Annotated in this window: 25 protein-coding genes and 1 pseudogene; 16 read left to right on the top strand and 10 right to left on the bottom strand. The window is 67.6% G+C overall.

Annotated features, from left to right (window positions below; genetic code table 11):
- From CK240_RS11655 to cueR, 5 genes are all read left to right on the top strand, one after another.
- Window positions 1-321 carry a phage head closure protein gene (locus CK240_RS11655; protein WP_095640510.1) on the top strand — a complete coding sequence of 107 codons (321 nt, stop codon included), beginning with the start codon at window positions 1-3 and terminating at the stop codon, window positions 319-321.
- A 96-nt stretch (window positions 322-417) separates the two neighbouring features.
- Window positions 418-708, top strand: coding sequence for a hypothetical protein (locus CK240_RS11650; RefSeq protein ID WP_095640509.1), 291 nt, complete (start codon window positions 418-420; stop codon window positions 706-708).
- 642 nt (window positions 709-1,350) lie between these two features.
- Window positions 1,351-2,850, top strand: a complete 1,500-nt coding sequence (locus tag CK240_RS11640) for a multicopper oxidase family protein (protein WP_095640507.1) — start codon at window positions 1,351-1,353, stop codon at window positions 2,848-2,850.
- A gap of 133 nt (window positions 2,851-2,983) precedes the next feature.
- Window positions 2,984-3,439, top strand: a complete 456-nt coding sequence (locus CK240_RS11635) for a c-type cytochrome (RefSeq protein WP_095640506.1) — start codon at window positions 2,984-2,986, stop codon at window positions 3,437-3,439.
- 14 nt (window positions 3,440-3,453) lie between these two features.
- On the top strand, window positions 3,454-3,861 hold the full coding sequence (gene cueR, locus CK240_RS11630; protein ID WP_095640529.1) for a Cu(I)-responsive transcriptional regulator: 408 nt from the start codon (window positions 3,454-3,456) through the stop codon (window positions 3,859-3,861).
- Here the strand turns inward: cueR and CK240_RS11625 are convergent.
- Window positions 3,858-4,322 (bottom strand): c-type cytochrome, encoded by a 465-nt coding sequence (locus CK240_RS11625; RefSeq protein ID WP_420818626.1) that lies wholly within the window; start codon window positions 4,320-4,322, stop codon window positions 3,858-3,860. The genes cueR and CK240_RS11625 overlap by 4 nt on opposite strands.
- 124 nt (window positions 4,323-4,446) lie before the next feature.
- On the opposite strand from CK240_RS11625, the gene CK240_RS11620 reads away from it, so the two are divergent.
- The 3 genes from CK240_RS11620 to CK240_RS11610 all read left to right on the top strand — a co-directional run bounded on the left by CK240_RS11620 (window position 4,447) and on the right by CK240_RS11610 (window position 7,544).
- On the top strand, window positions 4,447-4,647 hold the full coding sequence (locus CK240_RS11620) for a heavy-metal-associated domain-containing protein (RefSeq protein WP_095640505.1): 201 nt from the start codon (window positions 4,447-4,449) through the stop codon (window positions 4,645-4,647).
- Window positions 4,648-4,773: 126 nt separating this feature from the next.
- On the top strand, window positions 4,774-7,113 hold the full coding sequence (locus tag CK240_RS11615) for a copper-transporting P-type ATPase (protein WP_420818627.1): 2,340 nt from the start codon (window positions 4,774-4,776) through the stop codon (window positions 7,111-7,113).
- 98 nt (window positions 7,114-7,211) lie between these two features.
- The gene (locus tag CK240_RS11610) at window positions 7,212-7,544 is read left to right on the top strand and encodes a four-helix bundle copper-binding protein (protein WP_095640503.1); all 333 of its coding nucleotides are present in this window, start codon (window positions 7,212-7,214) and stop codon (window positions 7,542-7,544) included.
- Window positions 7,545-7,637: 93 nt separating this feature from the next.
- On the opposite strand, the gene CK240_RS11605 is transcribed toward CK240_RS11610, so the two are convergent.
- Together CK240_RS11605 and CK240_RS18980 are read right to left on the bottom strand one after the other, a co-directional pair.
- Window positions 7,638-8,345 carry a L,D-transpeptidase gene (locus CK240_RS11605; RefSeq protein ID WP_095640502.1) on the bottom strand — a complete coding sequence of 236 codons (708 nt, stop codon included), beginning with the start codon at window positions 8,343-8,345 and terminating at the stop codon, window positions 7,638-7,640.
- Between the two features lie 579 nt (window positions 8,346-8,924).
- The gene (locus CK240_RS18980; protein WP_205957818.1) at window positions 8,925-9,158 is read right to left on the bottom strand and encodes a hypothetical protein; all 234 of its coding nucleotides are present in this window, start codon (window positions 9,156-9,158) and stop codon (window positions 8,925-8,927) included.
- Between CK240_RS18980 and CK240_RS18975 the strand changes: the two genes are divergently transcribed.
- Together CK240_RS18975 and copM are read left to right on the top strand one after the other, a co-directional pair.
- Entirely contained in the window at window positions 9,157-9,519 is a 363-nt protein-coding gene (locus tag CK240_RS18975) for a DUF2946 family protein (RefSeq protein WP_205957817.1), read from the top strand. The two genes, CK240_RS18980 and CK240_RS18975, sit on opposite strands and share 2 nt — an antisense overlap.
- 141 nt (window positions 9,520-9,660) lie before the next feature.
- Complete coding sequence (gene copM, locus CK240_RS11600; protein ID WP_095640501.1) at window positions 9,661-11,190, top strand: CopM family metallochaperone; 1,530 nt, start codon at window positions 9,661-9,663, stop codon at window positions 11,188-11,190.
- Window positions 11,191-11,293: 103 nt separating this feature from the next.
- Here copM and CK240_RS11595 read toward each other — a convergent pair whose 3' ends face one another.
- Window positions 11,294-11,836 carry a DUF305 domain-containing protein gene (locus CK240_RS11595; protein ID WP_095640500.1) on the bottom strand — a complete coding sequence of 181 codons (543 nt, stop codon included), beginning with the start codon at window positions 11,834-11,836 and terminating at the stop codon, window positions 11,294-11,296.
- A gap of 214 nt (window positions 11,837-12,050) precedes the next feature.
- Here CK240_RS11595 and chrA point away from each other — a divergent pair, with 214 nt between their 5' ends.
- Entirely contained in the window at window positions 12,051-13,250 is a 1,200-nt protein-coding gene (gene chrA, locus CK240_RS11590; protein ID WP_095640527.1) for a chromate efflux transporter, read from the top strand.
- Between the two features lie 715 nt (window positions 13,251-13,965).
- Here the strand turns inward: chrA and CK240_RS11585 are convergent.
- The 5 genes from CK240_RS11585 to CK240_RS11565 form a co-directional block, all read right to left on the bottom strand.
- Window positions 13,966-14,247: a hypothetical protein gene (locus tag CK240_RS11585; RefSeq protein WP_095640499.1), complete on the bottom strand. Its 282-nt coding sequence runs from the start codon at window positions 14,245-14,247 to the stop codon at window positions 13,966-13,968.
- Between the two features lie 59 nt (window positions 14,248-14,306).
- The gene (locus CK240_RS11580) at window positions 14,307-17,543 is read right to left on the bottom strand and encodes an error-prone DNA polymerase (RefSeq protein WP_095640498.1); all 3,237 of its coding nucleotides are present in this window, start codon (window positions 17,541-17,543) and stop codon (window positions 14,307-14,309) included.
- Window positions 17,540-19,060: a DUF6504 family protein gene (locus tag CK240_RS11575; protein WP_095640497.1), complete on the bottom strand. Its 1,521-nt coding sequence runs from the start codon at window positions 19,058-19,060 to the stop codon at window positions 17,540-17,542. Before CK240_RS11575 ends, CK240_RS11580 begins: the two co-directional genes overlap by 4 nt.
- The gene (locus CK240_RS11570) at window positions 18,975-19,598 is read right to left on the bottom strand and encodes an ImuA family protein (RefSeq protein ID WP_240517389.1); all 624 of its coding nucleotides are present in this window, start codon (window positions 19,596-19,598) and stop codon (window positions 18,975-18,977) included. Before CK240_RS11570 ends, CK240_RS11575 begins: the two co-directional genes overlap by 86 nt.
- A 284-nt stretch (window positions 19,599-19,882) precedes the next feature.
- On the bottom strand, window positions 19,883-20,809 hold the full coding sequence (locus CK240_RS11565) for a nucleoside 2-deoxyribosyltransferase (protein ID WP_205957816.1): 927 nt from the start codon (window positions 20,807-20,809) through the stop codon (window positions 19,883-19,885).
- Here CK240_RS11565 and CK240_RS11560 point away from each other — a divergent pair.
- The 5 genes from CK240_RS11560 (at window position 20,809) to CK240_RS18690 (ending at window position 22,536) form a co-directional block, all read left to right on the top strand.
- Window positions 20,809-21,060 carry a hypothetical protein gene (locus CK240_RS11560; protein WP_095640495.1) on the top strand — a complete coding sequence of 84 codons (252 nt, stop codon included), beginning with the start codon at window positions 20,809-20,811 and terminating at the stop codon, window positions 21,058-21,060. The two genes, CK240_RS11565 and CK240_RS11560, sit on opposite strands and share 1 nt — an antisense overlap.
- A gap of 9 nt (window positions 21,061-21,069) precedes the next feature.
- Window positions 21,070-21,543, top strand: coding sequence for a hypothetical protein (locus CK240_RS18275; protein ID WP_135058830.1), 474 nt, complete (start codon window positions 21,070-21,072; stop codon window positions 21,541-21,543).
- A gap of 35 nt (window positions 21,544-21,578) precedes the next feature.
- Entirely contained in the window at window positions 21,579-21,740 is a 162-nt protein-coding gene (locus tag CK240_RS18695; protein ID WP_167650029.1) for a hypothetical protein, read from the top strand.
- Window positions 21,737-22,114 (top strand): MBL fold metallo-hydrolase, encoded by a 378-nt coding sequence (locus CK240_RS18270; protein ID WP_135058829.1) that lies wholly within the window; start codon window positions 21,737-21,739, stop codon window positions 22,112-22,114. The genes CK240_RS18695 and CK240_RS18270 overlap by 4 nt, the downstream gene beginning before the upstream one ends.
- A 143-nt stretch (window positions 22,115-22,257) precedes the next feature.
- The gene (locus CK240_RS18690) at window positions 22,258-22,536 is read left to right on the top strand and encodes a hypothetical protein (RefSeq protein WP_167650024.1); all 279 of its coding nucleotides are present in this window, start codon (window positions 22,258-22,260) and stop codon (window positions 22,534-22,536) included.
- Window positions 22,537-22,581: 45 nt separating this feature from the next.
- Here the strand turns inward: CK240_RS18690 and CK240_RS11550 are convergent.
- Window positions 22,582-23,314: pseudogene (locus CK240_RS11550) on the bottom strand (transposase); the annotation flags it as partial.
- Between the last annotated feature and the right edge of the window lie 126 nt (window positions 23,315-23,440).

Below are 23,440 nucleotides of genomic sequence, written 5' to 3'. Positions count from 1 at the left end.
ATGGAGGCGGGGCGGCTCAATCAGCGCGTGACCTTCCAGGCCCATGTCCTGATCGAGACCGACATGGGCGGCGTCATCGAGGGTTGGGAGGATCGATTTACCCCCTGGGCGCATGTCCGCTATCTGCGCGGCTCTGAAGCCGTCATGCAGGCGAGGCTGGTGTCGAAGGCGCCGGTCATCATCACCGTGCGGCAGTCCGCGCAGAGCGTAGGGATCACCTCGGAATGGCGCGCCGTGGTTGGAGGGGTGATCTTCGATCTCAAGGAAGACCCCCGCCCCAGCGAGGATGGCGGGTTTTTCGAGATGCTGGGGGAGGGGTGACCGCGCTAAGGCTCGGTCAGGCGGGAGGCTTGCCGAAAGCCACATCCAAGGTTCTACAACGATCAGGGGGCGTTCGACGCCGCGAACAACCATCTCGTGGCGCCAGTCGGCGGCACCTACCTCTTCCGCGCAACGCTGCTCTACAAGATCAACGCCGGCGCCACGCCGCGCATGCGCGGGCGGCTCGTGCTGAACGGCACGACCGAAATCCGCGGCTCCCTCGGTGAAATCTCCGCCACCCACGTCTCGCTCGCCACTGCGATCTGGCTGCAGACCTTAGTGCCGCTGACTGCGGGCGATACCGTCGAGCTGCAGGGGAACTTCCGGGTCGCGGACGGCTACTTCGCCGCCGATCACACCTCCTTCTGGGGCTGCAAGGTCGGCTGAGCGGCGGAAGGAGGATCCGATGAACCCACCCCGATCCGAGGGCTTCGTGCGCAGGCGCGGCGCGGAGTTCGAGGGTGAACAGGCTTTCCGCGGAAACCGTCCAGTGGACGATTTCGCGGGTGAACGGGACTGCAACGAGAGGTGTGTTGCAGCGAAAGCCTTGGGGACGTAAATTGCAGCAGGTTCAACTACCGCCCACAGAGTCCAAGTATCGCCCGTAACGGAATGCCCCGTCTCCTTTTCTCCGTCCTGTTAATGGCCGCCATCATTCTAGCCGGCGTGCTGCCGCGCGCCGCGATGGTGCACAGCGCGGCGGCGGCACCCGTATCCTGCCATCAGGAAGTGGCGGGACTGCACGAGCAGAACGGACCTGCCAGTCATTGTGGCTTGGACGGCCAGCCCATGTCGGGCGCCTGCGTCATCGCCTGCGTCGGGTCTCTCGCAGACTGGCCGCAGCCTCTGGATGCACTGCCGGCGGATTTCGCCGTATCTGCGCTCTGGTTTCCGTCGGCGGTGGTCCTGCCGGGCCGGCTGACCGACCCGGACGACCGCCCTCCCAGATCCATCTGAACGCCTCCCGAGCGGAGCCGCACAGCGGTTCCTGTCCGAGCGTTGCCCTGCGGGGCTGATGGATTTATTGACATGACACTGACACGCCGCGGCTTTCTGGCCGCATCCGCCGCCATGGCCGCAACAACCGCATGGCCCCGCCTTGCTGCGGCCGGCGAACAACCGCTGTCCCTGACCGCCACGACCCGCGTGATCGAGGTCGATGGCCGCGCCGCCACCGTCATGGGGCTGACGAACGGCGCCGGCCGGCAAGGGCTGATCCTGGATCCGGGACAGCGTTTCCGGGTGGACCTGACCAACGCCCTGGACGAGGACACGATCATCCACTGGCACGGGCAGATCCCGCCCAATGCACAGGATGGCGTGCCGAACCTGCCGCTGCCGCTGATGAAACCGGGCGAAACCCGCAGCTTCGACTATGCGCCGCTGCCCGGCACCTTCTGGATGCACAGCCATGTGCCGCTGCAGGAGATGAGCCTGCTGGCCGCGCCCCTGATCGTGCGCCGACCCGAGGATCTGGCGGCCGATCGGCAGGAGGTCGTGATGTTCCTGCACGACTTCTCGTTCCGTTCGCCCGCCGAGGTGATGGCCGAGCTGGTGGAAGGCGGCGGGCACCACGACATGGCCGCCATGGGCGCGCCCGCGGCCGGGCATGGGGCCATGGCCGGCATGGACCATTCCGGCATGATGATGCCGGGGATGGCGATGGGGGCATCGGGGCATGCCGGCATGGGCGGCATGGCCATGGACCTCAACGACATCGAGTTCGACGCCTATCTGGCCAACGACCGCACGCTGGCGGACCCAGAGGTGGTCGCGGTCGAGCGCGGGGGGCGCGTCCTGCTGCGGGTCATCAACGCGGCGGCCGCCACGTCCTTCTGGATCGACACCGGCGGGATCGCCGCGCGGCTGGTGGCGGTCGACGGGCATCCGGTGGCGCCTGTCAACGGCACGCGCTTCGGGCTGGCCATGGGCCAGAGGCTCGGCCTGGAGATCGACATTCCCGATGCAGGGGCGTTCCCGATCCTCGCCCTGCGCGAAGGCGCACGCGAGCGGACCGGGATCGTCCTTGCCACCCCCGGCGCTTCGGTGCCCCGGATCGAGACGCTGAGCGACAGCGCCAGCGGCGCTTTCGACATGGACCTGGCGCAGGAGGGGCTGCTGCGCGCCGCCCTTGCCGATGCGGATACGTCGCTGGCGGCACGGCCCGCGGATCGCGCGCACATGATCATGCTCGGCGGATCGATGCAGCCCTACCTGTGGACCATCGACGGCCGGACCTGGGGCAACCACATGCCGATCACCGCCCGGACCGGCGAGCGCGTGCACCTGACCTTCCACAACATGTCGATGATGGGGCATCCGATGCACCTGCATGGCCATGTGTTCCAGGTGGTGAACGTCAACGGACGGGTGATTGCCGGCGCGCTCCGGGACACGGTCTATGTGCCGCCGATGGCAATGGTGACGGTGGCGCTCGACGCTGGCGAAGCCGCGCGCTGGATGCTGCACTGCCACCACATGCCGCATCTCTTCACCGGCATGATGACCGAGTTCGCCGTCACGGCCTGAGACAGCCGCCACCGAAGGCAGCCGCTTTCCGGTGGCAAGACAGGTTTACAAGGCGCCCTGTCGGTATGGCTGAAGGCCGACTTGGTCGGCCGTGCCGCCGCAGAGCGGGCGCAGGAAGACAAAGGATGAGATCATGAACAAGGGATTGATCGGCGTGCTGGCTGTTGCCGCCATTGCCGCCGCAGGCTGGTATTGGAGCGAGACCCGCAGCAGCGGCGCCACCAGCCTCGCCACCCGATCCGGCGCGACCGCCCCAGCCCCTGGGGCACCCATGGCGCAGGTCGTCGTGCCGGCGGAGCTTTCCGCACAGGCGCAACAGGGCGAGATCTTTTACACCGCAGCCTGCGCCTCCTGCCACGGCACGGATGCCGCCGGACAGGAGGGAATCGCGCCGCCGCTCGTGCACCGCATCTACGAGCCGTCGCACCACGGCGACATGGCCTTCGTGCTGGCGGCGCGGAACGGCGTGCGGGCACATCACTGGTCCTTCGGCGACATGCCGCCTGTCGAGCAGCCTTTGACGGATGGCGAGCTTGCCGCCATCATCGCCTATGTGCGGGAACTGCAACGGGCGAACGGCATCTCATGATGGGCGGGACAGGGATCAACATCACCGAAGCCGCCCGCGCTTCGGGCCTGAGCGCGAAGACCATTCGCTATTATGAGGAGATCGGCCTCGTGTCCCCGCAGCGGGGCGCGAACGGCTACCGGCATTTTGGCGCGGAGGATGTGCAGCGTCTGACGTTTCTCGGTCGCGCGCGGCGGTTGGATTTCCCGCTCCAGGACTGCCGCGAGCTTCTGACCCTGAGCGCGGACACCAGCCGCAGCAGTGCGGATGTGCGCGAGATCGCTTTGCGTCATCTCGCGCAGGTGGACGAGCGTCTGGCGGAACTCGGCCAGTTGCGTGAGGCCCTGCAGCAGCTTGTCGACAGCTGCGCGGGCGACGCGAGACCGGATTGCGCGATCCTCGACGCGCTGACGGGAGGGCCCCCCGACGCGAGCGGACGCTAGCCGCCGCTCCGCTCGGCCTGGATCGCGCGGATGCGCGGGGGCCACTGCGACTTGATGAAGGCGAGGATGGCGGCGATGTCGCCCTCCGACAGCACCTCACCGAAGCCCGGCATGCCCGAGGTCATCGCCACGCCCATGTCATCCAGCACCGCCTGCCCGCCGCGGCGGATGTAGTCGGTCAGCATGGCGTCGTCATGGTGCCAGGTATGGCCGGTCTCGTCATGCGGCGGGGCGGGCAGCACCCCGTCCGCGCCAGCCGTCTGCCAGTCCGGCTGCCCTTCGAGCCGCGCGCCGTGGCAGGAGGCGCAGTGCTGCGCATAGAGCGCGGCCCCGCGCCGCAGGTCGGGGGCCTTGCCATGAGCCCAGGCTACGACGATCACCAAGGCCACAAGGGCCATCAGGGCAAGGACAAGCGACCAGGCGACGGACCGGCGCAGGAGGATGGGAGGCTCCGGGATCATGCGTGCATGAGTGCCGCCGCCGACGCCGAGGTCAACCCGAGCGCGGATTTCCTCACCCGGTCTTGACCTTCCCGCGCTGGAACCCTCCACATGAGGTGGCATGAGACAAGCCGAGGAAGGTCCCATGCGCTTTCACATTCCCAACATGAGCTGCGGCGGCTGCGCCCGCGGCGTCACCCGCGCCATCGAGTCAGTCGATGCGAAGGCCCGCATCACCATCGACCAGGCCAGCCGGGAGGTCGAGGTCTGGACCGATCTGCCTCGCCAGCAGATCGCCGCCGCGCTTGCGGCCGCAGGCTATCCTGCGGCGCCGACAGCGGCCTGAGCGCGCCCGCGCCAGTGCGGGGCCCACCGATCCCCGCCTGGCCCGGCCCATGTCAAGGAGCAGCCCATGTCCCATGATGTTTCCCCGCGCCCTCTCGCGTCAGCCGAGGGCGTCCACGTCTGCCCCATGCACCCGGAGGTCCGGCAGCCCGGCCCCGGACGTTGCCCGAAATGCGGGATGCATCTGGTGCCCGAGGCGGAAGCCTCCGGGGCGGCCGCCGGTCCCGCGTGTCACGGGCACGAACATCATGGCCATGGCGCATCCGCACACCACGCGCGCGGCCATGACACGGCCGCCCGTTCCGAGCCGGGAAAGACCTATGATCACGTGCCGCCCGGCTGGAGGGGAGCGGTCTATACCTGTCCCATGCACCCCGAGGTGCGGCAGACCGAGGCCGGCTCCTGCCCGATCTGCGGCATGGGACTGGAACTCGAATCCGCCGCCATGGTGGATGACGGTCCCAATCCCGAGCTTGTCGATTTCACCCGCCGCTTCTGGGTCGGCGCCGCGCTGACCGTGCCGCTGCTGATCCTGACCATGGGGCCGCTGGTCGGCCTTGGCGGCGTGCGGGGCATCTTCGGCGAGCGGGCGACGCTGTGGATCGAACTGGTCCTGGGAACGCCCGTGGTGCTGTGGTGCGGCTGGCCGTTCCTGGTGCGCGGCTGGCGATCGTTCCGCAGCGGCAATCTGAACATGTTCAGCCTGATCGCCATGGGGGTCATGGCAGCCTGGCTGTTCAGCGTGGCCGCGGTGCTGGCGCCGCAGATCTTTCCGGCGGGCTTTCGGGACGCCGAGGGACATGTCGGCGTCTATTTCGAGGCGGCGGCCGTGATCGTGACGCTGGTCCTGCTGGGGCAGATCATGGAGTTGCGCGCGCGCGAAGGCACCGGCCGGGCCATCCGCGCCCTGCTCGATCTGGCGCCCGAGACCGCGCGCCTCATCCGCCCCGACGGCACCGAGGCCGAGGTGCCGCTCGATGCGGTGCAGGTGGGCGACCGGTTGCGGGTCCGCCCGGGCGACAAGGTTCCCGTGGACGGCACCGTCGTGGACGGCCGCTCGTCCGTCGACGAAAGCATGATTACCGGCGAGCCGCTGCCGGTCGAGAAGGTGTCGGGCGATGCGGTCACCGGGGCCACGATCAACGGCACCGGATCGCTGGTGATCGAGGCCACCCGCGTGGGCGCCGACACCATGCTGAGCCAGATCGTCCAGATGGTCTCGAACGCGCAACGCTCGCGCGCCCCGATCCAGAAATACGCCGACAAGGTGGCGGGCCTGTTCGTGCCGGCGGTAATCGGGATCGCGGTCTTGGCCTTCATCGCCTGGGCAATCTGGGGGCCCGCACCCTCGCTGTCCTATGGCCTGGTCGCCGCCGTGGCGGTGCTGATCATCGCCTGCCCCTGCGCCTTGGGTCTGGCCACGCCGATGTCGATCATGACGGCGACCGGGCGCGGCGCGCAGGCCGGGGTGCTGATCAAGAACGCCGAGGCGCTGGAACGCTTCGAGACGGTCGATACCCTGATCGTGGACAAGACCGGCACGCTGACCGAGGGCCGGCCGCGCCTTGTCGCCGTGCTGCCCGAACCGGGACATGACGAGGGTGCGATCCTGCGCCTTGCCGCCTCGCTCGAACGCGGGTCCGAGCATCCGCTGGCCGAGGCGATCGTGCGCGGCGCCGAGGAGCGTGGCGTGGAGATGGTCGAGGCCGGAGAGTTCGAGGCCGTCACCGGCCAGGGGGTGCGCGGCATCGTGGACGGGAAGCCAGTGGCACTTGGCAACATCCGGCTGCTGACCGACATGGGGCTGGATGTCGGCGCCCTGACCGCGCGGGCCGATGCGCGGCGGGACGAAGGCGAGACGGTGATGTTCGTCGTGGTGGATGGCGCTGTCGCCGGCATGGTCGCGGTCGCGGACCCGGTGAAGGAGACGACGCCCGCAGCCCTGAAAGCACTGCATGAACTGGGTTTCCGCATCATCATGGCGACCGGCGACAACGAGCGCACGGCCAAGGCCGTCGCGGCGCGCCTCGGCATCGACGAGATCCGCGCCGATGTGCTGCCCCAGGACAAGGCGCGGATCATCGCCGAACTGCAGGCCGCCGGACGCAAGGTGGCGATGGCGGGCGACGGGGTGAACGACGCGCCCGCGCTGGCGCAGGCCGATGTCGGCATCGCCATGGGCACCGGGGCCGACGTGGCGATCGAAAGCGCCGGGATCACGCTGGTCAGGGGCAACCTCGACGGCATCGTCCGGGCGCGGCGGCTGGCGCAGGCGACGATGAAGAACATCCGCCAGAACCTGTTCTTCGCGCTGATCTACAACGCGGCCGGGGTTCCGATCGCGGCCGGGCTGCTGTTTCCGTTCTTCGGCATCCTCATCAGCCCGATGTTCGCCGCCTTCGCCATGAGCGCATCCTCGATCTCGGTCGTGCTGAACGCCCTGCGGCTGAGAACGGTGCGGGTGTGACCCGGCATCACGCAGCCGCCCGCATCTGTCTTCGCGAGGGAAATCGCGCCGCCCCTCGCGGATGAAACCCGGCGCAGCAAACAGGAAAGGCGAACTCCATGCCCCATCAATCCGCCGACATGAAGGCCTGCATCGAGGCCTGTCTGGACTGCCACAAGACCTGCCTTGGCATGGCGATGAACCATTGCCTCGAAGTGGGCGGCAAGCATCTTGAGCCGGAGCACTTCCGGCTGATGATCGCCTGCGCCGAAATCTGCCAGGCCTCGGCCAACGTGATGCTGACCGGCAGCGACATCCACAAGCGTCTCTGCGCCGTCTGCGCCGAGATCTGCGAACAATGCGCCGCAAGCTGCGAGCAGGTCGGCGACATGCAGGACTGCGTAGACGCCTGCCGGCGTTGCGCGGAAAGCTGCCGGAAAATGGCGGCTTGAAATCAACTGGCGCGTGCCAGCGTCACCGCCCGCCGCAGCTTGGAGCTTCGGCGGGCGGAAGAAACCGGTATGGGTGCTGCAAGCACCTGCCGATCACGCCGAAAGTGTTGCAGGCAGAGTGGAGGGCAGCACGCGCACTGTCGCCCCGTGCCGTGCGCGCCGATACAGGTCGATGGCGTCCTGGTCCAGAAGCCGGACGCAGCCCGAGGACACAGCCTTGCCCAGGTATTCCGGCTCGCAGGCGCCGTGGATGCGGTAAAGCGTATCCTCGCCGTTCTGGAACAGATACAGCGCCCGCGCGCCCAGCGGATTGCCCGGTCCCGGCGCCATGCCGCCATTGGCGACCGAATAGGGTTCCAGTTCCGGCCGGCGCGCGATCATCTCGTCGGGCACTTTCCAGCGCGGCCATTTGCGGCGGAACTGCAGGCGCGCGTCGCCGGACCACGCAAAGGCATCACGGCCGGTCCCCGCGCCATAGCGCATCGCGCGGGTCTTGCTTTCGACGAGATGCAGCAGGCCCGCGTCGGGATCGACGATGATCGTGCCGGGGGCCTCATTCGGGAAGGGATTGGCGACCTCCTGCCGCCACAGATGCGGCGGCACCACGCCCGGCGGCACGGCCGGGATGGGATAGGGTTCGTCCGTAACGGCGCCGTAGAAGTCCGGCATCGGCAGAAAGGGAACGGCCGGCGCGGCCGGCTTCGGCGGCGCAGGCGGGGCGACCGGCGCCATCAGGGGGCGGGCGCAGGCGGACAGGAGCCCTGCGGTCCCCGCCAGGGCGAAGCTGCGTCGATTCATCATGTTGGGCGATCCTTCTGGAAGCTGGGGAAGTGCGCGCAAGCGGCGCGGCGGCGCGGCTCAGCAAGACCATGGAGGGCGGTAGATGGGCGATGGACTCTGCCCCGCTCCGGCATGGCTGCGATCAATGCAGCGGCCTTCCCGTGCAGGATCGCGGTCGCAGGGTTCGCTCGCGGCAGGCAACAGGTATTCGGGGTGACAGGGCGTGCCCGGCAGCGCCGTAGGGCACTCCGCCTCTGCTGGCGCAGGGATCAACGCAACCTTGACGTGTGGCCCGGCCCGGGAGGGGCCAGCGAGGGCCTGGCGGGCCGCCAACTCCTGAGTTCCGGCGACAGGTGGCGCCTTGATGCTGGCAGAGGCGCCCCATGGAAGCATCAGGAGCACGAGAGCGATCACCGCCATGGTTCGAAACAGCTGCATCGGGTAAAGGTGCCAAGCCCTTGCCCGCGGGTCGAGATCGCACCCGGCAACGTCATGACAAACTGTCGTGAGCCGCCACAACCCCTGGAAATTGTCACCAAGCAGCGGCGACTCTTCACCGGAAGACATCATGTCGCGGGCGATTGCGGTTCATCTGGTCTTTCAACCCTCGCGCCTGACACAAAGCGGTGGAATAATGGCGCTCATGAAGCTGGTGAGAGTCTGGAACAGGTCCACCGTCTGCCGGCGCAGCCCTGCCGCCGACCCTTGTTGCTGTGCTCTGACCGACCGGGAACCCAAGGGCCAGGCCGGCGCCACATGGCGGAAGGGTTGCTTGAACGGTCGTGCGGCACTGGTCGGATCGTCGATGGTTCCGCTGCGGCGGGCGGCAGCCATGCTTCTGATGCTGGCATTTGCGGTCTTTGCTTTGCAGGCGGCGTTTCAGCCCGTCTTGGCCGCGCACATGACCCATGCCGGCCAGACCGTTGCCATAGCGGACCAGGCCTGCGCGCAGCTTCATGCGGCTGGGGACAAGGACTCGCCAGATGCCGCCGGGACGGGTTGTTCCGACGATCCCGGATCACCCCTTCCGCATGATTGTTGCATTCAGCTTTGCACCTTTGTGGCTGTTCTCCCTGCGATGTCTTCGGTCGAGCCGTCATGGGAGGATGACGTCCCCTCGTCCGTCTGGCCGCATCGTTTCGGACGCGCACTCGACCGGATATTGAGGCCTCCGCGCCTGTTTGCAGCCCTCTGACGGCGCTTGCGACCGGTCGGGACTTGTGCCCACCGGCCGCTTTGCCGAGATGAAGAGCGCCGCATTCGCCCATCAACATCCACAAGGAAGCCGTGCGCGACACAGAACGCCGCTTCCCGTCCGAATACGAGTTGAATCTAGATGAAACGAACTGCAATCGCTTTTTCCGTCAGCCTCGTGACGGCGCTGCCTGCCGCGGCGCTGGCCCAGGCCGGGCATGATGCCCACCACGATCCGCAGCCACCTGCGCAGGCGGATCAGGCTCCCGCAGCCTCGGCAGGACCGATGGTCATGCCGGGCATGCCCGAGCAATGCCGGACCATGATGCAGGGCATGCCCTCCGAATGCATGAACGCCATGCAGCAGATGATGCAGAGCGGCATGATGCAGGGGATGATGGCTGCGCCGGATGCGGCCCATGCCGGCGAGACCCTTCCCGATTTCACCCGCGCCTATGTGGACGCCATGGACGCGATGCACGGGCCGATGATGGAAGGCGTCATGGCCGACGATCCCGACACGGCCTTCGTGCGGGGCATGATCCCGCACCATCAGGGCGCCATCGCCATGGCGAAGATCGTGCAGCAATATGGGGACGATCCCGAAACAAGGGGATGGGCCGCCCGGATCGTCGAAGCGCAGGAAGGCGAGATCGCCGAAATGCAGGCATGGCTGGACAGGAAGGCCAGCCCGAAGCCCGTGGACTTCGGCAAGACGGGGGGGACCGTCTGGTCGGCGGACGAGGGCGGCAACGGTCTCAGCGCCATCGACCTGAACTCCGGGGCGGTGACCACGGTGCCGCTGCCCGTATCGCCCCACAATGTCGATCTGACGCCGGACGGTCGTTTTCTGCTGGCGGTCGGCTCGCCTGCCGCAGACGATCACGCGGCAGGCGGTCATGGCCATGCCGATGACGGCGGGGCGGAGGGTCTTCTGGTGATCCTCGATCCGGCGGACAGGTCGCGGCCCGCTGCCACGGTCGGGGTCGGATCGCACCCGGCGCATGTCGTGGCCGACGGCCAAGGGCGGGCCTTTGTCTCGCTGTCGGGCGGCGACGAGGTCGCGGTCGTCGATCTGGCGCGGACCGAGGTCATCGGCCGCGTCGGGACCGGCGCCTCTCCGCATGGGCTTCGGCTCAGCCCGGACGGTGCCGAGCTTTACGTCGCCAATGTCGAGGACGGCTCCGTGTCCGTCATCGACACGGCAAGCCTGACGGAAACGGCACGCCTTCCGGTGGGCACGGCGCCGGTCCAGGTCGGGTTCACCCCCGACGGCGGCAAGGTGTATGTCTCGCTGCGCGACGAAAACCGCGTGGCCGTGATCGGCACCGCCACGCGTGAGGTTCTGGGCAAGATCGAGGTCGGACCGGGTCCGATCCAAATCATGGTGACCCCGGACGGCAGGCACGTCTATGTGGCCAACCAGGGGCCGGAGGGTGCGCCGAACGATACGGTTTCCGTGATCGATACCGCGACAGGACAAGTCGCCAAGACCCTGAAAACCGGACCTGGCGCGCATGGCGTGTCAGTCTCGGCGGACGGGGCGCTGGTGTTCGTGACCAACACGGCGGACGACAGCGTTTCGGTCATCGACGTGCGGCAGCAGAACGTCATTGGAACGGTGCCGGTGGGCGATGGTCCCAACGGCACCGTCTACGCAAGCCCGAACTGATCGGATCCGGAAAGGTGGAGCCGGGCGTTTCCGGCTCCACCCGCTCGCTGCACCGGAGCACGGCCTCGAAGCAGACACCGCTGCTGAAAGCTACGGAAGGCTCTCACTGCGCGGGGGGCTGCAGCGCCTTCTCGACCGCCTCGCCCACAGCGACATCATCCGGGCGCAGGGGCGGCAGGTCCGGGGCGGCATCAGGGATCGGGTTTGCATCGAGATCGGCGATCAGCGCCCGCATCTCGGCGATCTCCTGCATCTGCGCCTCGATGATGTTGTCGGCCAGCGCGCGCACGCGCGGGTCGCGGATATGGGCGCGCGAACTCGTCAGCACGGCGATCGAGTGATGCGGGATCATCGCCTTCATGTAGGACACGTCCCCCACGGTCGCCTGGCTGCGCACGAACCACAGCGCGCCGGCCGCCACAACCGCCGCCGCGGCCAGGATGGCCCAATTACGCCCCTTCTTGTCATACATGCCCCACATGAAGCCCATCATGATCACCGCCATGACGCCGCCCATCATCAGCGCCATCCAGGCGCGCGTCTGGCTCCAGGCGACATGGGCAAGCTCGTAGGTGTTGAGATACATCAGCCCGTACATGACCACCGTCGAGGTCAGGATCATCAGGCCGAAGCGGGCATAGGACATCGGGCTCTCCTTTTGTGTTCTGCGCGCAGCGAATTTCAACCGGTTGCCGAGGGAGAGGTTCCCCCACTGGAGATACTGCCAATATCTGACCGCGTCTGGCATGTGGATGATTGCACAGCGGCTTTTTGAAAATAAAGTCTACCGCATTCGACAATTGAAGACGCGTGCGTCGGAATGAAGAAGCTGCTTGTTGAAACCGAAGCCTGAGGCGATCATGGCAGAGAATGCGCCGCCCGGCTCGGCGGGCGAGGTCTTCCGCGTCTTCCTGAAGCTCGGTCTCACCTCCTTTGGCGGGCCCGTCGCCCATCTCGGCCATTTCCATGACGAGTTTATCACCCGCCGCAAGTGGATCGAAGAGGCAGGTTATGCTGACCTGGTCGCGCTCTGCCAGTTCCTGCCCGGTCCGGCCAGCAGCCAGGTCGGCTTCGCGATGGGTCTGCTGCGCGGCGGTCCGATCGGAGCACTCGCGGCGTGGGCGGCCTTCACCCTGCCGTCTGCCCTGCTCCTGGTGCTGTTCGCCTTCGGCGCATCGGCCTTCGGGGGGCCGGTCGGGGTGGGCATCGTACATGGCCTCAAGATCGTGGCCGTTGCCGTCGTCGCGCAAGCCGTCTGGGGGATGGCCCGGACGCTCGCGCCCGATCGGCAGCGGGCCAGCATCGCCGTTGCGGCGGTGCTGGTCGTGGTCTTCGCCGCCGGATCTGTGGGACAGATCGCGGCCATCGTCATGGGCGGGCTCGCGGGTCTGTGGCTCTGCCGCGGCGCCGCTGCGCCGGTCGCGGGGCATTTAACCTTCGTTGTCCCGAAGCGGGTCGGCGTCATTTCACTCGCGCTGTTCTTCCTGCTTCTGCTTCTGCTGCCGGTCTTATGCGGGGCAGCGTCGTCGCAAGACCTCGCACTCTTCGACGCCTTCTATCGGGCGGGCGCGCTGGTTTTCGGCGGTGGCCATGTGGTTCTGCCTCTGCTGGAGGCCGAGGTGGTCCGGCCCGGCTGGGTCAGCGAGGACGCGTTTCTGGCTGGCTATGGCGCGGCGCAGGCGGTCCCGGGGCCGCTCTTCACCTTCGCCGCCTACCTGGGCGCTGTCATGGGACCGGAGCCGAACGGCGTTGGCGCCGCCGCGATCGCGCTTCTCGCCATCTTCCTGCCCGGCTTCCTGCTGCTCATCGGCGCGCTGCCATTCTGGGACGCCTTCCGGACCCGACCACTCGCGCAATCGGCGATGCGCGGGGCGAATGCGGCGGTCGTCGGCATCCTTGGCGCCGCGCTCTACGATCCGGTCTGGACAAGCGCGATCTTCGACCCGCGCGACTTCGGCCTCGCGCTGACCGGCTTTGTCCTGCTCGCCGTCTGGAAGGCGCCGCCGTGGCTGGTGGTGGTGCTGACCGCATCGGGTGGCGCAGTGCTCGGTCTACTTTGACGGGTTCGAGTTGGCCGGTCTCGTCAGGGTACCGATCAGTGGCCCCGTCTCGCACGCCGAGCCGTGTGTATCGCCGCTGTCCTGCAAGGGCAGAAGGCGGGAACTCAAGTGTTCCAGGTGCGCGGCGCGGCGCCGGACGGGCTGGTCCTGTTCCGGAAGAAATTCTCGCGACATCAGCTGACACGTCCATAGCGCAGCATCCGTCATGCCTTGCTTGGCAAGTCCTACCGACGTCCGTCAGCCAGTTGGATGTCAGGCGCATCTGCACCGGTTGACGCGCTGAAGCGCGATAGCATGTAATAAAATCAGAGTGTTGTGAACGTGAGAAGGTTCGATATCAGGCCCATACCCTCCGCCACTTGCCTTCGTGAAAGCATTCTCCCGATCCGGCTCTGGCCGGATTTTCCCGTTATTTTCGGGGGTTATGCGGGTGGGGCTGAGCACTGGTCCCGGCGCCAGGTGGCCCGGAAGCGGTCTCTCAGGGCCGATATTCTCCGGACCTCATGACTGCGCCGATTTGGTGAACACCCTAACAAGTAGTTGAAATTCATAAGTATTCCCGCAGAAGGCTTCAAATACTTCGATCCCAGGGGCGAGTGTAGCGACGGGACAGAAGTCGAACTTCGCCAGGTTCACCCTCGGCCACACGCAAGTTACGCAGATCGGCCCGCGCGCAGCCTCTTACACTGTCACCAGGAACATCGCTAGATCTCCATCAGCCGACCCCGATACCAACCTTATCAAGCGCCGCAGCGAGCTTTGCCGCGACATCCGGGGGCGCGAACTCACCGTCAGCGAACTCCACAGCTACCCGGAACCGAAGCGTGAGGTTACCCGCCACGGCCAGCACGTCGCCCATGCCTTCCACGAGCTCAGTAAGCTGGCTGCTGTCGAGTACGGCTTCGCGGAACGCCGCCTTCGGCCTGGGTCCCGGAGCCTGGTCTTCCGCAAATTCTTGTTGCTTCGCGTCGCCCTTGGCTTTTGGCGCTTCAGGCAAGCCGATCTGGACGGCAGCGGCTTCATGCGGCTGGCAAGGCCAAGCCACACCGCCTGGGATCAGTCGGATACCCGGATCGTGTCGAGGTGGAGGTCACGGACATACATGTCGCGGGGGCGTGGTCCGGGGGTTTGGCGGCTTCGAGGATCGGGTCCGGGCGGGCCATGGTGGACCTCGTCGCCGCGGCTGTGGGGCAGCGGGAAGCTTTCGCCGCGCTGACCCACGCTCCCGAGTTCCTGCGACAGGTCGGTGATCCTGTGCACCACCAGATGCACGACCTCGCCCTCGCGCTGGACCCGCGCATTCACGGCGATCATGGAGGCGGATAGGACAATGCGCCGGTGGGCCTCGAATACCTTCGTCCAGACCACCAGGTTGGCGATGCCGGTCTCGTCCTCCAGGGTGATGAACATCACCCCCTTGGCGGATCCGGGCCGCTGGCGGACCAGCACGATGCCCGCGGTCTCTATCCAGCGGCCGTTGCGGGCGTTCATGGCTTCGGAACAAGGGATGATCCCGCGCTTGTGCAGGTCCCCGCGCAGGAATGCCACCGGATGGTCGCGCAGGGAGAGGCCGGTGCGGCTGTAGTCCTCGACCACCTCGCGCCCTCGCGGCATCGGACGCAGGGCCACCGCCGGCTCCTCCGCCTCGCGCGCCGCCGCGGCGGCAAAGAGGGGCAGCTCGGTTTCCCCCAGTCCCTTGATGACCCAAAGCGCCTCGCGGCGGGCGAGCCCGAGGCCGGGCTTGAAGCCGTCGGCCTCGGCGATGCGGGTCAGGGCGGCCACCGGCACGCCCGCGCGGCGCCAGAGGTCCTCGACGGAGGCGAAGGGTTGGTCGGCGCGGGCAGCAATGAGGGCGGCGGCGTGGGCATTGGCGAGGCCCTTCACCATGCGCAGGCCGAGGCGGACGGCGAAGCGGGACTCGTCGCCGGTCGGCTCCAGCGTGCAGTCCCAGTGGGAAGCGTTGACGCAGAGGGGCCGCACCTCGACGCCGTGGTCGCGGGCATCGCGCACGATCTGCGCGGGTGCGTAGAACCCCATGGGCTGGCTGTTCAGGAGCGCCGCGCAGAAGACGTCGGGGTGCCAGCACTTCAGCCAGGCCGAGGCATAGGCGATCAGCGCGAAGCTTGCCGCGTGGCTTTCCGGAAAGCCGTAGGAACCGAAGCCCTCGAGCTGGCGGAAGGTGCGCTCGGCGAAGTCGGGATCGTAGTTGCGTTCGATCATCCCGCCGACGAGCTTGTCGCGGAAAGCCGAGACCCCGCCGGTGAACTTGAAGGTCGCCATGGACTTGCGGAGCAGATCCGCCTCGCCTGGGGTGAAGCCCGCGCAGACGATGGCGACGCGCATGGCCTGCTCCTGGAACAAGGGCACGCCGAGGGTCTTGCCGAGAACCTTCTCCAGCTCGGGCGTGGGATACTCGACCGGCTCCAGCCCCGCACGCCTGCGCAGGTAGGGGTGGACCATGTCGCCCTGGATCGGGCCGGGGCGGACGATGGCGACCTGGACGACGAGGTCGTAGAAGGTGCGGGGGCGCAGGCGCGGCAGCATCGCCATCTGCGCCCGGCTCTCGATCTGGAAGGTGCCGAGCGTGTCGGCGCGCCGGATCATGGCGTAGGTGCGTGGGTCCTCCTGCGGGATCGTCGCCAGGTCGTGACGGATGCCCTTGTGATCGGCCAAGAGATCCAGCCCGCGGCGCATGCAGCTGAGCATCCCCAGGGCGAGCACGTCGACCTTCATGAAGCGGAGCGCGTCGATGTCGTCCTTGTCCCACTCGATGATCTGGCGGTCGGCCATCGCGGCAGGCTCGATGGGGATCAGGTCGTCCAGGCGGTCGTGGGTCAGCACGAAGCCGCCGGGATGCTGGCTCAGGTGCCGCGGCACGCCGTGCAACTGGGCCGCCAGTTCCATGGTCAGGCGGATGCGGCGGTCACTCGGATCGAGGTTCAGCTCGCGGATTTGGGCGTCGGTGACGCCCTCCGCCGACCAGGCCCATAGTTGCGAGGACAAGGCGCGGATCAGGTCCTCAGGCAGGCTCAGGGCCTTGCCGACGTCCCTCAGCGCGCCCTTGGCGCGGTAGCGGATCACGGTGGCGCAGAGGGCGGCGCGGTCGCGGCCGTAGTGGGCGTAGACCCACTGGATCACTTCCTCGCGGCGCTCGTGCTCGAAGTCGACGTCGATGTCCGGCGGCTCGTGCCGCTCCTCGGAGATGAAGCGCTCGAAAAGGAGGTCGTTGCGGCCGGGGTCGATGGACGTGATGCCCAGGACATAGCACACCGCCGAGTTCGCCGCCGATCCGCGTCCCTGGCAGAGGATACCGCGGGAGCGGGCGAAGCGGACGATGCTGTGGACAGTCAGGAAGTAAGGCGCATAGGCAAGCTTGCCGATCAGGCGCAGCTCGTGCCCCAGGGTGGCCGCCACCTCGTCGGGGACGCCCTCCGGGTAGCGCCAGGCCGCACCCTCCCAGGTCAGCCGCTCCAGCGTCTCCTGCGGGTTGAGCCGCGGGTCGTCCCGTTCCTCGGGATACTGGTAGGCCAGCTCGTCCAGCGAGAAGCGGCAGCGGCCGGCGATTTCGAGCGTGCGGGCGAGAGCCTCGGGATAGCGCGCGAAGAGCCGGTGCATCTCGGCCGGCGGCTTCAGGTATCGGTCGGCATGGCGCTCGCGGCGAAGGCCGAGGGCCTCGACGGTGGTGTTGTGGCGGATGGCGGTGACCACGTCCTGAAGGATGCGGCGGCCGGGTTCGTGAAAGAGGACGTCGTTGGTCACCAGTGTCGCCACCTTCATGCGGGCGGCCAGCGCCGCCAGCTCGTGCAGCCGCAGCTGGTCGTTGGGCCTCCGGCGCAGGGTCAGGGCCAGGTAGGCCCTGTTCCCGAAGGCCTCGCGCAGGCGGCGCAGGCGCATCCCGCAGACCTCGTCTGCCAGGTCCGGCACCAGGACGGCGATCAGCCCCTCGGCATGGGCTTCCAGGTCCGGCCAGTCGAGCCGGCAGCGGCCCTTGCCGGCCCGACCCTTGCCGAGCGTGAGCAGCCGGCAGAGCCGGGCATAGGCGGCGCGGTCCATGGGGTAGACCAGCGCGGACATCCCGCAGGCCAGGTCGAGCCGGCAGCCGACGATGAGCCGCACGCCGGTGGCCTTCGCCGCCTCGTGCGCCCGCACGATCCCGGCGAGGGAGTTGCGGTCCACCACGGCCAGGGCCTCGATGCCCATGGCGGCGGCCGTGGCGAACAGCTCCTCGGCCGAGGAGGCCCCGCGCAGGAAGGAGAACTGCGAGGTCACCTGCAGTTCGGCATAACGGCTCATCCGAAAACCCCGTGCAGGAACCAGCGGTGCGACCCGGTGGCCGCGTCCTCGCCGTCGCCCGCGCGGTAGATCCAGTAGCGCTCGCCCGCCTCGTCCTCGACCCGGAAATAGTCGCGCACGGCGGCCCTCTCGGCATCGCGTGTCCACCATTCCCCGAAGATCCGCTCCGGCCCGTCGGCTCGCCGCACGCGCCGCCGCACGCCCTTCCAGGAGAACCAGGCCGGAGGATGGTCGGGCAGCAGCGCCATGGTCTCGATCGGCTGGGGACGGGGCAGGAGGCGCGCCGGGCGGGGCCAGTGGCCCGGCCAGCCGTCGCCCGCGTCCTCGGCCAGGGCCGGGATGCGGCGCATGGACCGTTCGGGCACATCGCTGGGGACTGACGCGATGCGGTAGACGGCCCCGGCGCCGACGCGGTTCGCCAGGGTGTCGATCAGACCGGCCAGGTCGGGCGCAGGCTCCTCCAGCAGGCTCGCCGCCTGCCGGGCCTCCAGCGGCTCGGCCAGGGTGGCCGCCAGCACCATGATCTCGATGCCACAGCCCGGATCAATGGTCTCGATGCGCGCGCAGAGGAGCCGGGTCAGAGGCTTCGCGTCGCGGACCGGCCGGGCGAGGCCGACCCGGACAGTCTGCAGGTCGTTGTTAATCCGGTGGCAGAAGAGGTCGAGCCGGCGGGCGCCGAGGCCGCGTTCTTCCATCTGCGCGCACAAGGTTAGGACGAGCTTGCCGATATACCTGGCGATGGTCTCGGGGGCGGCGATGGGTTCGGCGAAGACGCGGCGGACCTCGACGAGGCCTTCCGGGCGGACAGGTTCGATGGGTTCGGCGGTCGCACCCAGGGCCTGGTCGAGCCGGCGGCAGAGGTCCAGGCCGAAGCGGCGGGTGAGTGGCGCCCGTGGCTGCCCCAGCAGGTCGCCGATGCGGGTGAAGCCCAGGGTGCGCAACCCGGCGACCGTGGCCGGCGGCAGCCGCAGCGCCTGGAGGGGCAGGGGCGCCAGGACGCCCTCGGCGGCGCCGGGGGCCGCGATGAGGGTCGGGGCGGCGCCGTGGCGCGCCAAGGCGTGGGCCGCGCCCCAGGTCTCCGCGACCGCCGCACGGGCGGTGACACCCGACATCACCAGGCGTCCCACCAACGCCTCCAGCATTGCCTCCTCGCCGCCCTGCAGGTGGTCGGCGCCGGTGGCGTCGAGGACAATTCCGTCGGGCGGATCGGCGGCTACGATAGGCGAGACGCGCTGCATGACCCAGACCGCCAGGCGCTCGAGGCTGGCAGCATCGGCCGCGGGGTCGGCGGGCACGACGACGAGGCCGGGCACCAGGGCCTGCGCAGAGGCGATCGGCATGCCGGCATGCAGGCCCAGACCCTGCGCGGCGGCGTCGGCCGCCGTTACCACCCGGCGGTTGCCCACCCGGCCGGCCACGACCATGGGCGCCTCATCCGGCGGCGCTGCGTCCCCGGCCGTGCGCCGCAGCCGGTCCGTCGGCCAGTTCGGCAGGTAGACCGAGACGACCCGCCCCATCGCATGCCTCCAGTTCCATCTCGAAGCTCTCGCCCGCCCGCGCCCGGATCAGCTCGACAAGCCAGCGCGGGCGTCCCACGCCCGGCACCGGCAAGGGTGCGGAGGGCAGAACGGAGACCCGCCAGCGGGTCATGGCCGCCGTGGGCTGGCCGAAGTCCGACGCTTCCGCCTGACGCCGCCAGCGCCGCAGGGCGACGCCCAGCGTGCCGCCTTCGCGGGCCGCCAGGTGCAGCCGCCTGGAGGCGGTCATCGGCAGGCGTGGCGCCTCAGCCACGACCGCCGCCAAGCCGCCGTGCCGCAGCCCTTCCTCCATGCAGGCAAGCACGTCCCGTTCGTCCCCCGCCTCGACATGGATGACCCGGCAGGGCGGCAGGCCCGCCTGCGCCAACCCAGGCGCGAAGAGGTCGGCCTGGACCACGCACCAGAGCACCTGGCCGGGGAGCCTGGCCGCGATCCCGGCGGCAAAGCAGGCCGCGGCCGCGCCGTCTACCGCACCGTTGCCACCCCCCGCCACCTCATGCAGGCAGCCCAGCGCCAAGCCGCCTCCCGGTAGGCGTTGGTCGAGATGAGGAAGGCCGAAAGGAAGAACTCCTGATGCCCGCCCGCCCGCACCCTCGAGCCGGGCAATCTGCGCGCGCAAGTCGGCGAGGGCTGAAGGGGGAGGGGACATGGGAAGGGAGGCTCCAGCAGGTTAAAGGAACAACATCAATGTTCTTGTTTTGTTCCATTTTTAGCGAAGCCTTGTCAATCAGGTACCTGAAATGCCTCATTCTGACCTCTCCAGCCTCTCGTCTGCACACAGGCTTGGACGTGTTCGCGCCGTCACTCCGCCGTGCCGAAGAGTGCAGACTGTTCTTCCGTGTCTTGGAAGCTCGCAAGGCATCGCCGAAACGCTGTCAGGTCCCGATAGAGAAGGCGGGTGTCCTCGACCTCATGGGTGACGAGGATCCCGCTTCCCTCGGCAATCGCGCCGGCCAGCATGAGGTTGTCGAACATGTCGAAGTTCTCGAGCACCAGTCCGTCGGGGCCGCGGTACTCGCCAGCCGGATCCTGCGTAATCTGACCCTGGTAGTGCTGGTCACGGATGCGCTCAAAGTGCGGCGTGGCCCTGTTCGTATAGGCCGCGATCTTCGCGCCGCGTGCTGCCATGTAGCCCAGCTCGAAGGCGGTGCCGGGATCGGCCCCGACGCCCCGGAAGGGCGTGAGATTAGCGATGATGAGATCGCAGCCGTCCATCAGGCGCAGGTTCGCCCGGTAGATCGCCAGGCCCTTGTCGAAGGGACTGCCTGCCGCAAGGCTCTCGTTGTCGAGCGGCGTCACGGGGTCGAACCCGGCCACGCGTGCAAGGTCTGCCTTCTCTTTCAAGACCTTGAGGGCATCTGGCAGGAATACCTCCGGCCCGGCAAGATAAACACGTGGTGCGGAGTGATCGGGCATGAAGAGGTACCTGCCTTGATTGCGCTCTTGCTCACACCACCAGCCATTCCGCTTGGACAGGCTGCTCTTTCGAAGCAACATGGCGCTCACAGAATGAAAGTCGTCAATGCGTAGTTGCAGGCCAGCCAGATAACCAGCCCGATGCTTTACCCTCAAGTCCTTCATTCGAGAGACCCGGCGAAAGCCCCACATGTTCTTTGCCTGCATCCCGCTACTTTCCCTTGCGTGCAGACCTGCTGCTTCGGACATCTCGACAAGGCCGCCATGACCCGCGTAGCGTGTTCCAGAAGTTTCAAGGATATATTCGCTCAATGACCAGATTCCGCAGGAGCATTTGCCTTGAGCAGCTGACGCCCAAGGCGCTTGAAGATAACCCATGGTTTCGCGAACTGCTCCTGCGATGGCACCCTTCCGGGAAACCTTCCGAGAGGGCTCCGGAGGGACGGGTCACGTCGCTTCGTGTCGGCATCCGGGACGGCTACCTGACCTTCTACTGCGCAGGTCAGCAGATCGCCTATGTGAAATGCTCCGAAAGGCAGTTCTTCGAGAAGGCGCATTACTAGTATCTGGGCTTGGAAAAGCCGGCCGGCGATCCAAACATCCGCGTTCCCGTCGTGGCAGCCGAGCTGACCAGAGCGATGCTGTCAGAACGGATTCATTGTTCGTTCGAAAAGAAAGGGAACGGGAAGGTATTCGTGGACGAACTGGCTGGCGCAAACTCGAACGTCTTCGATCTCGAGTTAGCCTTGTCGTACTCCTCCCCTCAACGGCCGAGGCCAGTCGCGCTACGCATGGATCTCGCAGCACTCGAGCCGGAGGGGGACGGCTGGCGGATCGCCCTGTGGGAGGCCAAGCGGGCGCGAGACGGCAGGGTCAAGGCAAGGGGCGTGCCGCTGACCGTCGAGCAGCACCGCAACTATGCCGAATGGCTGCATCAGGGCACGAACGCCAGGACTTCATCGCGGCAACCCGCGAAAGTTGTCGGGCGCTGGTGCGTCTGCGCGAACTGGCAACTATTGCCGGCAACGACGATAGCGGTCCGCTGAGTGGCGGGATCGTGGCAGTGGGTAGAGATCCTGAGGTGAGGCTGACCCTTGATCGCAACGTCCGCTATGTCATAGATGCCCGTGACGACAAGCGCGGCAGCCTCGTCGGAAATGGTCACGACATCAAGCTGCGTGAGGTCGCAGGCACGGTGCAGGTCATCGCGCACGACCAGTCGTTTGCCCTCCAAAGCCCGTGACGGTCTCGGTTACGGTTCACCGTGGGACAGCCGAGATCGGCGGAACCTGCATCGAGATCCGTGCCTCCTCGGGAGAGCGCCTGATCCTCGATGCCGGCCGGCCGCTGGACGCACCGCCATCCGCACGGGGGCTGCTGCCGCAATCTCTTGACCGGTTAGGCAGCGCGACGGTGCTGATCTGCCACCCCCACCAGAACCACTGGGGTTTGATCAGCGAACTGTCTGCAGGATGGGGGGTCATCACCGGCGAGGCATCGGCGAAGCTGATCGCCATCACGGCACGTCTGGGTCGCCATGACCTTGGCCGATACCTTTCGACCTGGGCCAGCGGCAGATCCTTCGTGCGGGGTGCATTCCGCGTCCCCCCATCCTGACCGATCATTCGGGCTTTGACGCCTACATGCTCCTGGTCGAGGTCGAGGGGCGGCGCATCCTCTATAGCGGCGACTTCCAATTGCACGGGCGGAAGTAGGTGCTCGTCGAGCGGCTGATGCACTCTCCGCCTGCTAACCTGGACATGCTGATCATCGAGGGCGCCAATCTTGGGATCGACAAGCCCACGATCTCAGAGGCGGAGCTGGAAGACCAGTTCGTGGAGTTGGGCGGTCGAACACCGGGCCGCCTCTTCGTGACCTGGTCGGGGCAGATCATCGACCGGACGGTGACTCTCTACCGTGCGGCAAGGCAGTGCGGGCGCACCCTTGTCATCGACCTCTACACCGCCGACGTGCTGGAGGCTGTGGCCGATGGCACGCGCCTTCCCGGCCCGGCTTCCCCAAACTGGCCGTTGTTCTGACCCGGTCGCTGCGCAGGCACTATGATCTGCTCGGACGAGGGGATTCACGACGGTGTAGGCCGGGCTGGTGATCAGGTCCTGGGCCTTCAGGAGGCGGTACACCGACGCCTCGGAGACGAAGTACCGCTGCTCGCCGGTGAAGCGCACGGCCAACTCGCGGGGCGAGAGCTCCGGCTGCTCCAGAGCCAGTGCGATGACCCTGGCCCGGACCTCGTCCGGGATGCGATTCCAGATCTGGCTTGGCCGGGAGGGGCGGTCCTCCAGCGCCTCGGGTCCGCCCCTCTGGTAGAGGTCGTACCACCTGTAGAAGGTCGCTCCCGGGATCCCGAGCTTCTCCAGGGTGCGCCGGACCGGCAGGCGGGACTGCTCCACGAGGCGGATGATCTCGGCCTTGTCGGCTGCGGGGTACCTCGTCCCCAGCCCCGCTCATGCTTTTTTTGAGCAGGCGGTTCTCCAGGGTGAGATCCGCCACGACCTTCTTGAGCGCGCTGGCCTCGCGGCGCAGCTCCTTCACCTCGTCCGACGTGGCCGCCCGGGCGCTGTCGCCCGCCAGGCGGCGCTTGCCGGCTTCCAGGAACTCCTTGGACCAGCCGTAGTACATCGAGCTGCTGATGCCTTCGCGCCGGCACAGCTCGGCGATGCTGTCCTCGCCGCGCAGGCCCTCCAGCACGATGCGGATCTTTTCCCCGGCGGAGAACTGGCGGCGCGCCGCGCGCCGGATGTCCTTCAGGACGGCCCCTGCGGGCGCCTTCTTCGTTGCCCCGGATGTCTGCTTCATCTTCGCTCCTTGGCGGCTACGATGAACCAGTCATCCTCCTCTCATGAAATGCACCGGTCTGTCTCATGGGCGCTGATCCGGGACACTGGTAGCAGAACGGCCCCTTTCTGGGCCGCTCGGACTTGT

It is taken from the genome of Paracoccus salipaludis (genome assembly GCF_002287065.1).
In the GTDB taxonomy this organism is placed as follows: Bacteria; Pseudomonadota; Alphaproteobacteria; order Rhodobacterales; family Rhodobacteraceae; genus Paracoccus; species Paracoccus salipaludis.
Note: the sequence above shows the minus strand (reverse complement) of the source record. Positions and strands in the feature narration are given on the sequence as shown.

Coding starts and splice junctions, on each gene's coding strand:
- CK240_RS11655 (WP_095640510.1), top strand. CDS start 1: ATGGAGGCGGGGCGGCTCAATCAGCGCGTGACCTTCCAGGCCCATGTC.
- CK240_RS11640 (WP_095640507.1), top strand. CDS start 1,351: ATGACACTGACACGCCGCGGCTTTCTGGCCGCATCCGCCGCCATGGCC.
- CK240_RS11635 (WP_095640506.1), top strand. CDS start 2,984: ATGAACAAGGGATTGATCGGCGTGCTGGCTGTTGCCGCCATTGCCGCC.
- CK240_RS11625 (WP_420818626.1), bottom strand. CDS start 4,322: ATGATCCCGGAGCCTCCCATCCTCCTGCGCCGGTCCGTCGCCTGGTCG.
- CK240_RS11620 (WP_095640505.1), top strand. CDS start 4,447: ATGCGCTTTCACATTCCCAACATGAGCTGCGGCGGCTGCGCCCGCGGC.
- CK240_RS11615 (WP_420818627.1), top strand. CDS start 4,774: ATGCACCCGGAGGTCCGGCAGCCCGGCCCCGGACGTTGCCCGAAATGC.
- CK240_RS11610 (WP_095640503.1), top strand. CDS start 7,212: ATGCCCCATCAATCCGCCGACATGAAGGCCTGCATCGAGGCCTGTCTG.
- CK240_RS11605 (WP_095640502.1), bottom strand. CDS start 8,345: ATGATGAATCGACGCAGCTTCGCCCTGGCGGGGACCGCAGGGCTCCTG.
- CK240_RS18975 (WP_205957817.1), top strand. CDS start 9,157: ATGCTTCTGATGCTGGCATTTGCGGTCTTTGCTTTGCAGGCGGCGTTT.
- CK240_RS18980 (WP_205957818.1), bottom strand. CDS start 9,158: ATGGCTGCCGCCCGCCGCAGCGGAACCATCGACGATCCGACCAGTGCC.
- copM (WP_095640501.1), top strand. CDS start 9,661: ATGAAACGAACTGCAATCGCTTTTTCCGTCAGCCTCGTGACGGCGCTG.
- CK240_RS11595 (WP_095640500.1), bottom strand. CDS start 11,836: ATGTCCTATGCCCGCTTCGGCCTGATGATCCTGACCTCGACGGTGGTC.
- chrA (WP_095640527.1), top strand. CDS start 12,051: ATGGCAGAGAATGCGCCGCCCGGCTCGGCGGGCGAGGTCTTCCGCGTC.
- CK240_RS11580 (WP_095640498.1), bottom strand. CDS start 17,543: ATGAGCCGTTATGCCGAACTGCAGGTGACCTCGCAGTTCTCCTTCCTG.
- CK240_RS11575 (WP_095640497.1), bottom strand. CDS start 19,060: ATGGGGCGGGTCGTCTCGGTCTACCTGCCGAACTGGCCGACGGACCGG.
- CK240_RS11560 (WP_095640495.1), top strand. CDS start 20,809: ATGACCAGATTCCGCAGGAGCATTTGCCTTGAGCAGCTGACGCCCAAG.
- CK240_RS18690 (WP_167650024.1), top strand. CDS start 22,258: ATGCTGATCATCGAGGGCGCCAATCTTGGGATCGACAAGCCCACGATC.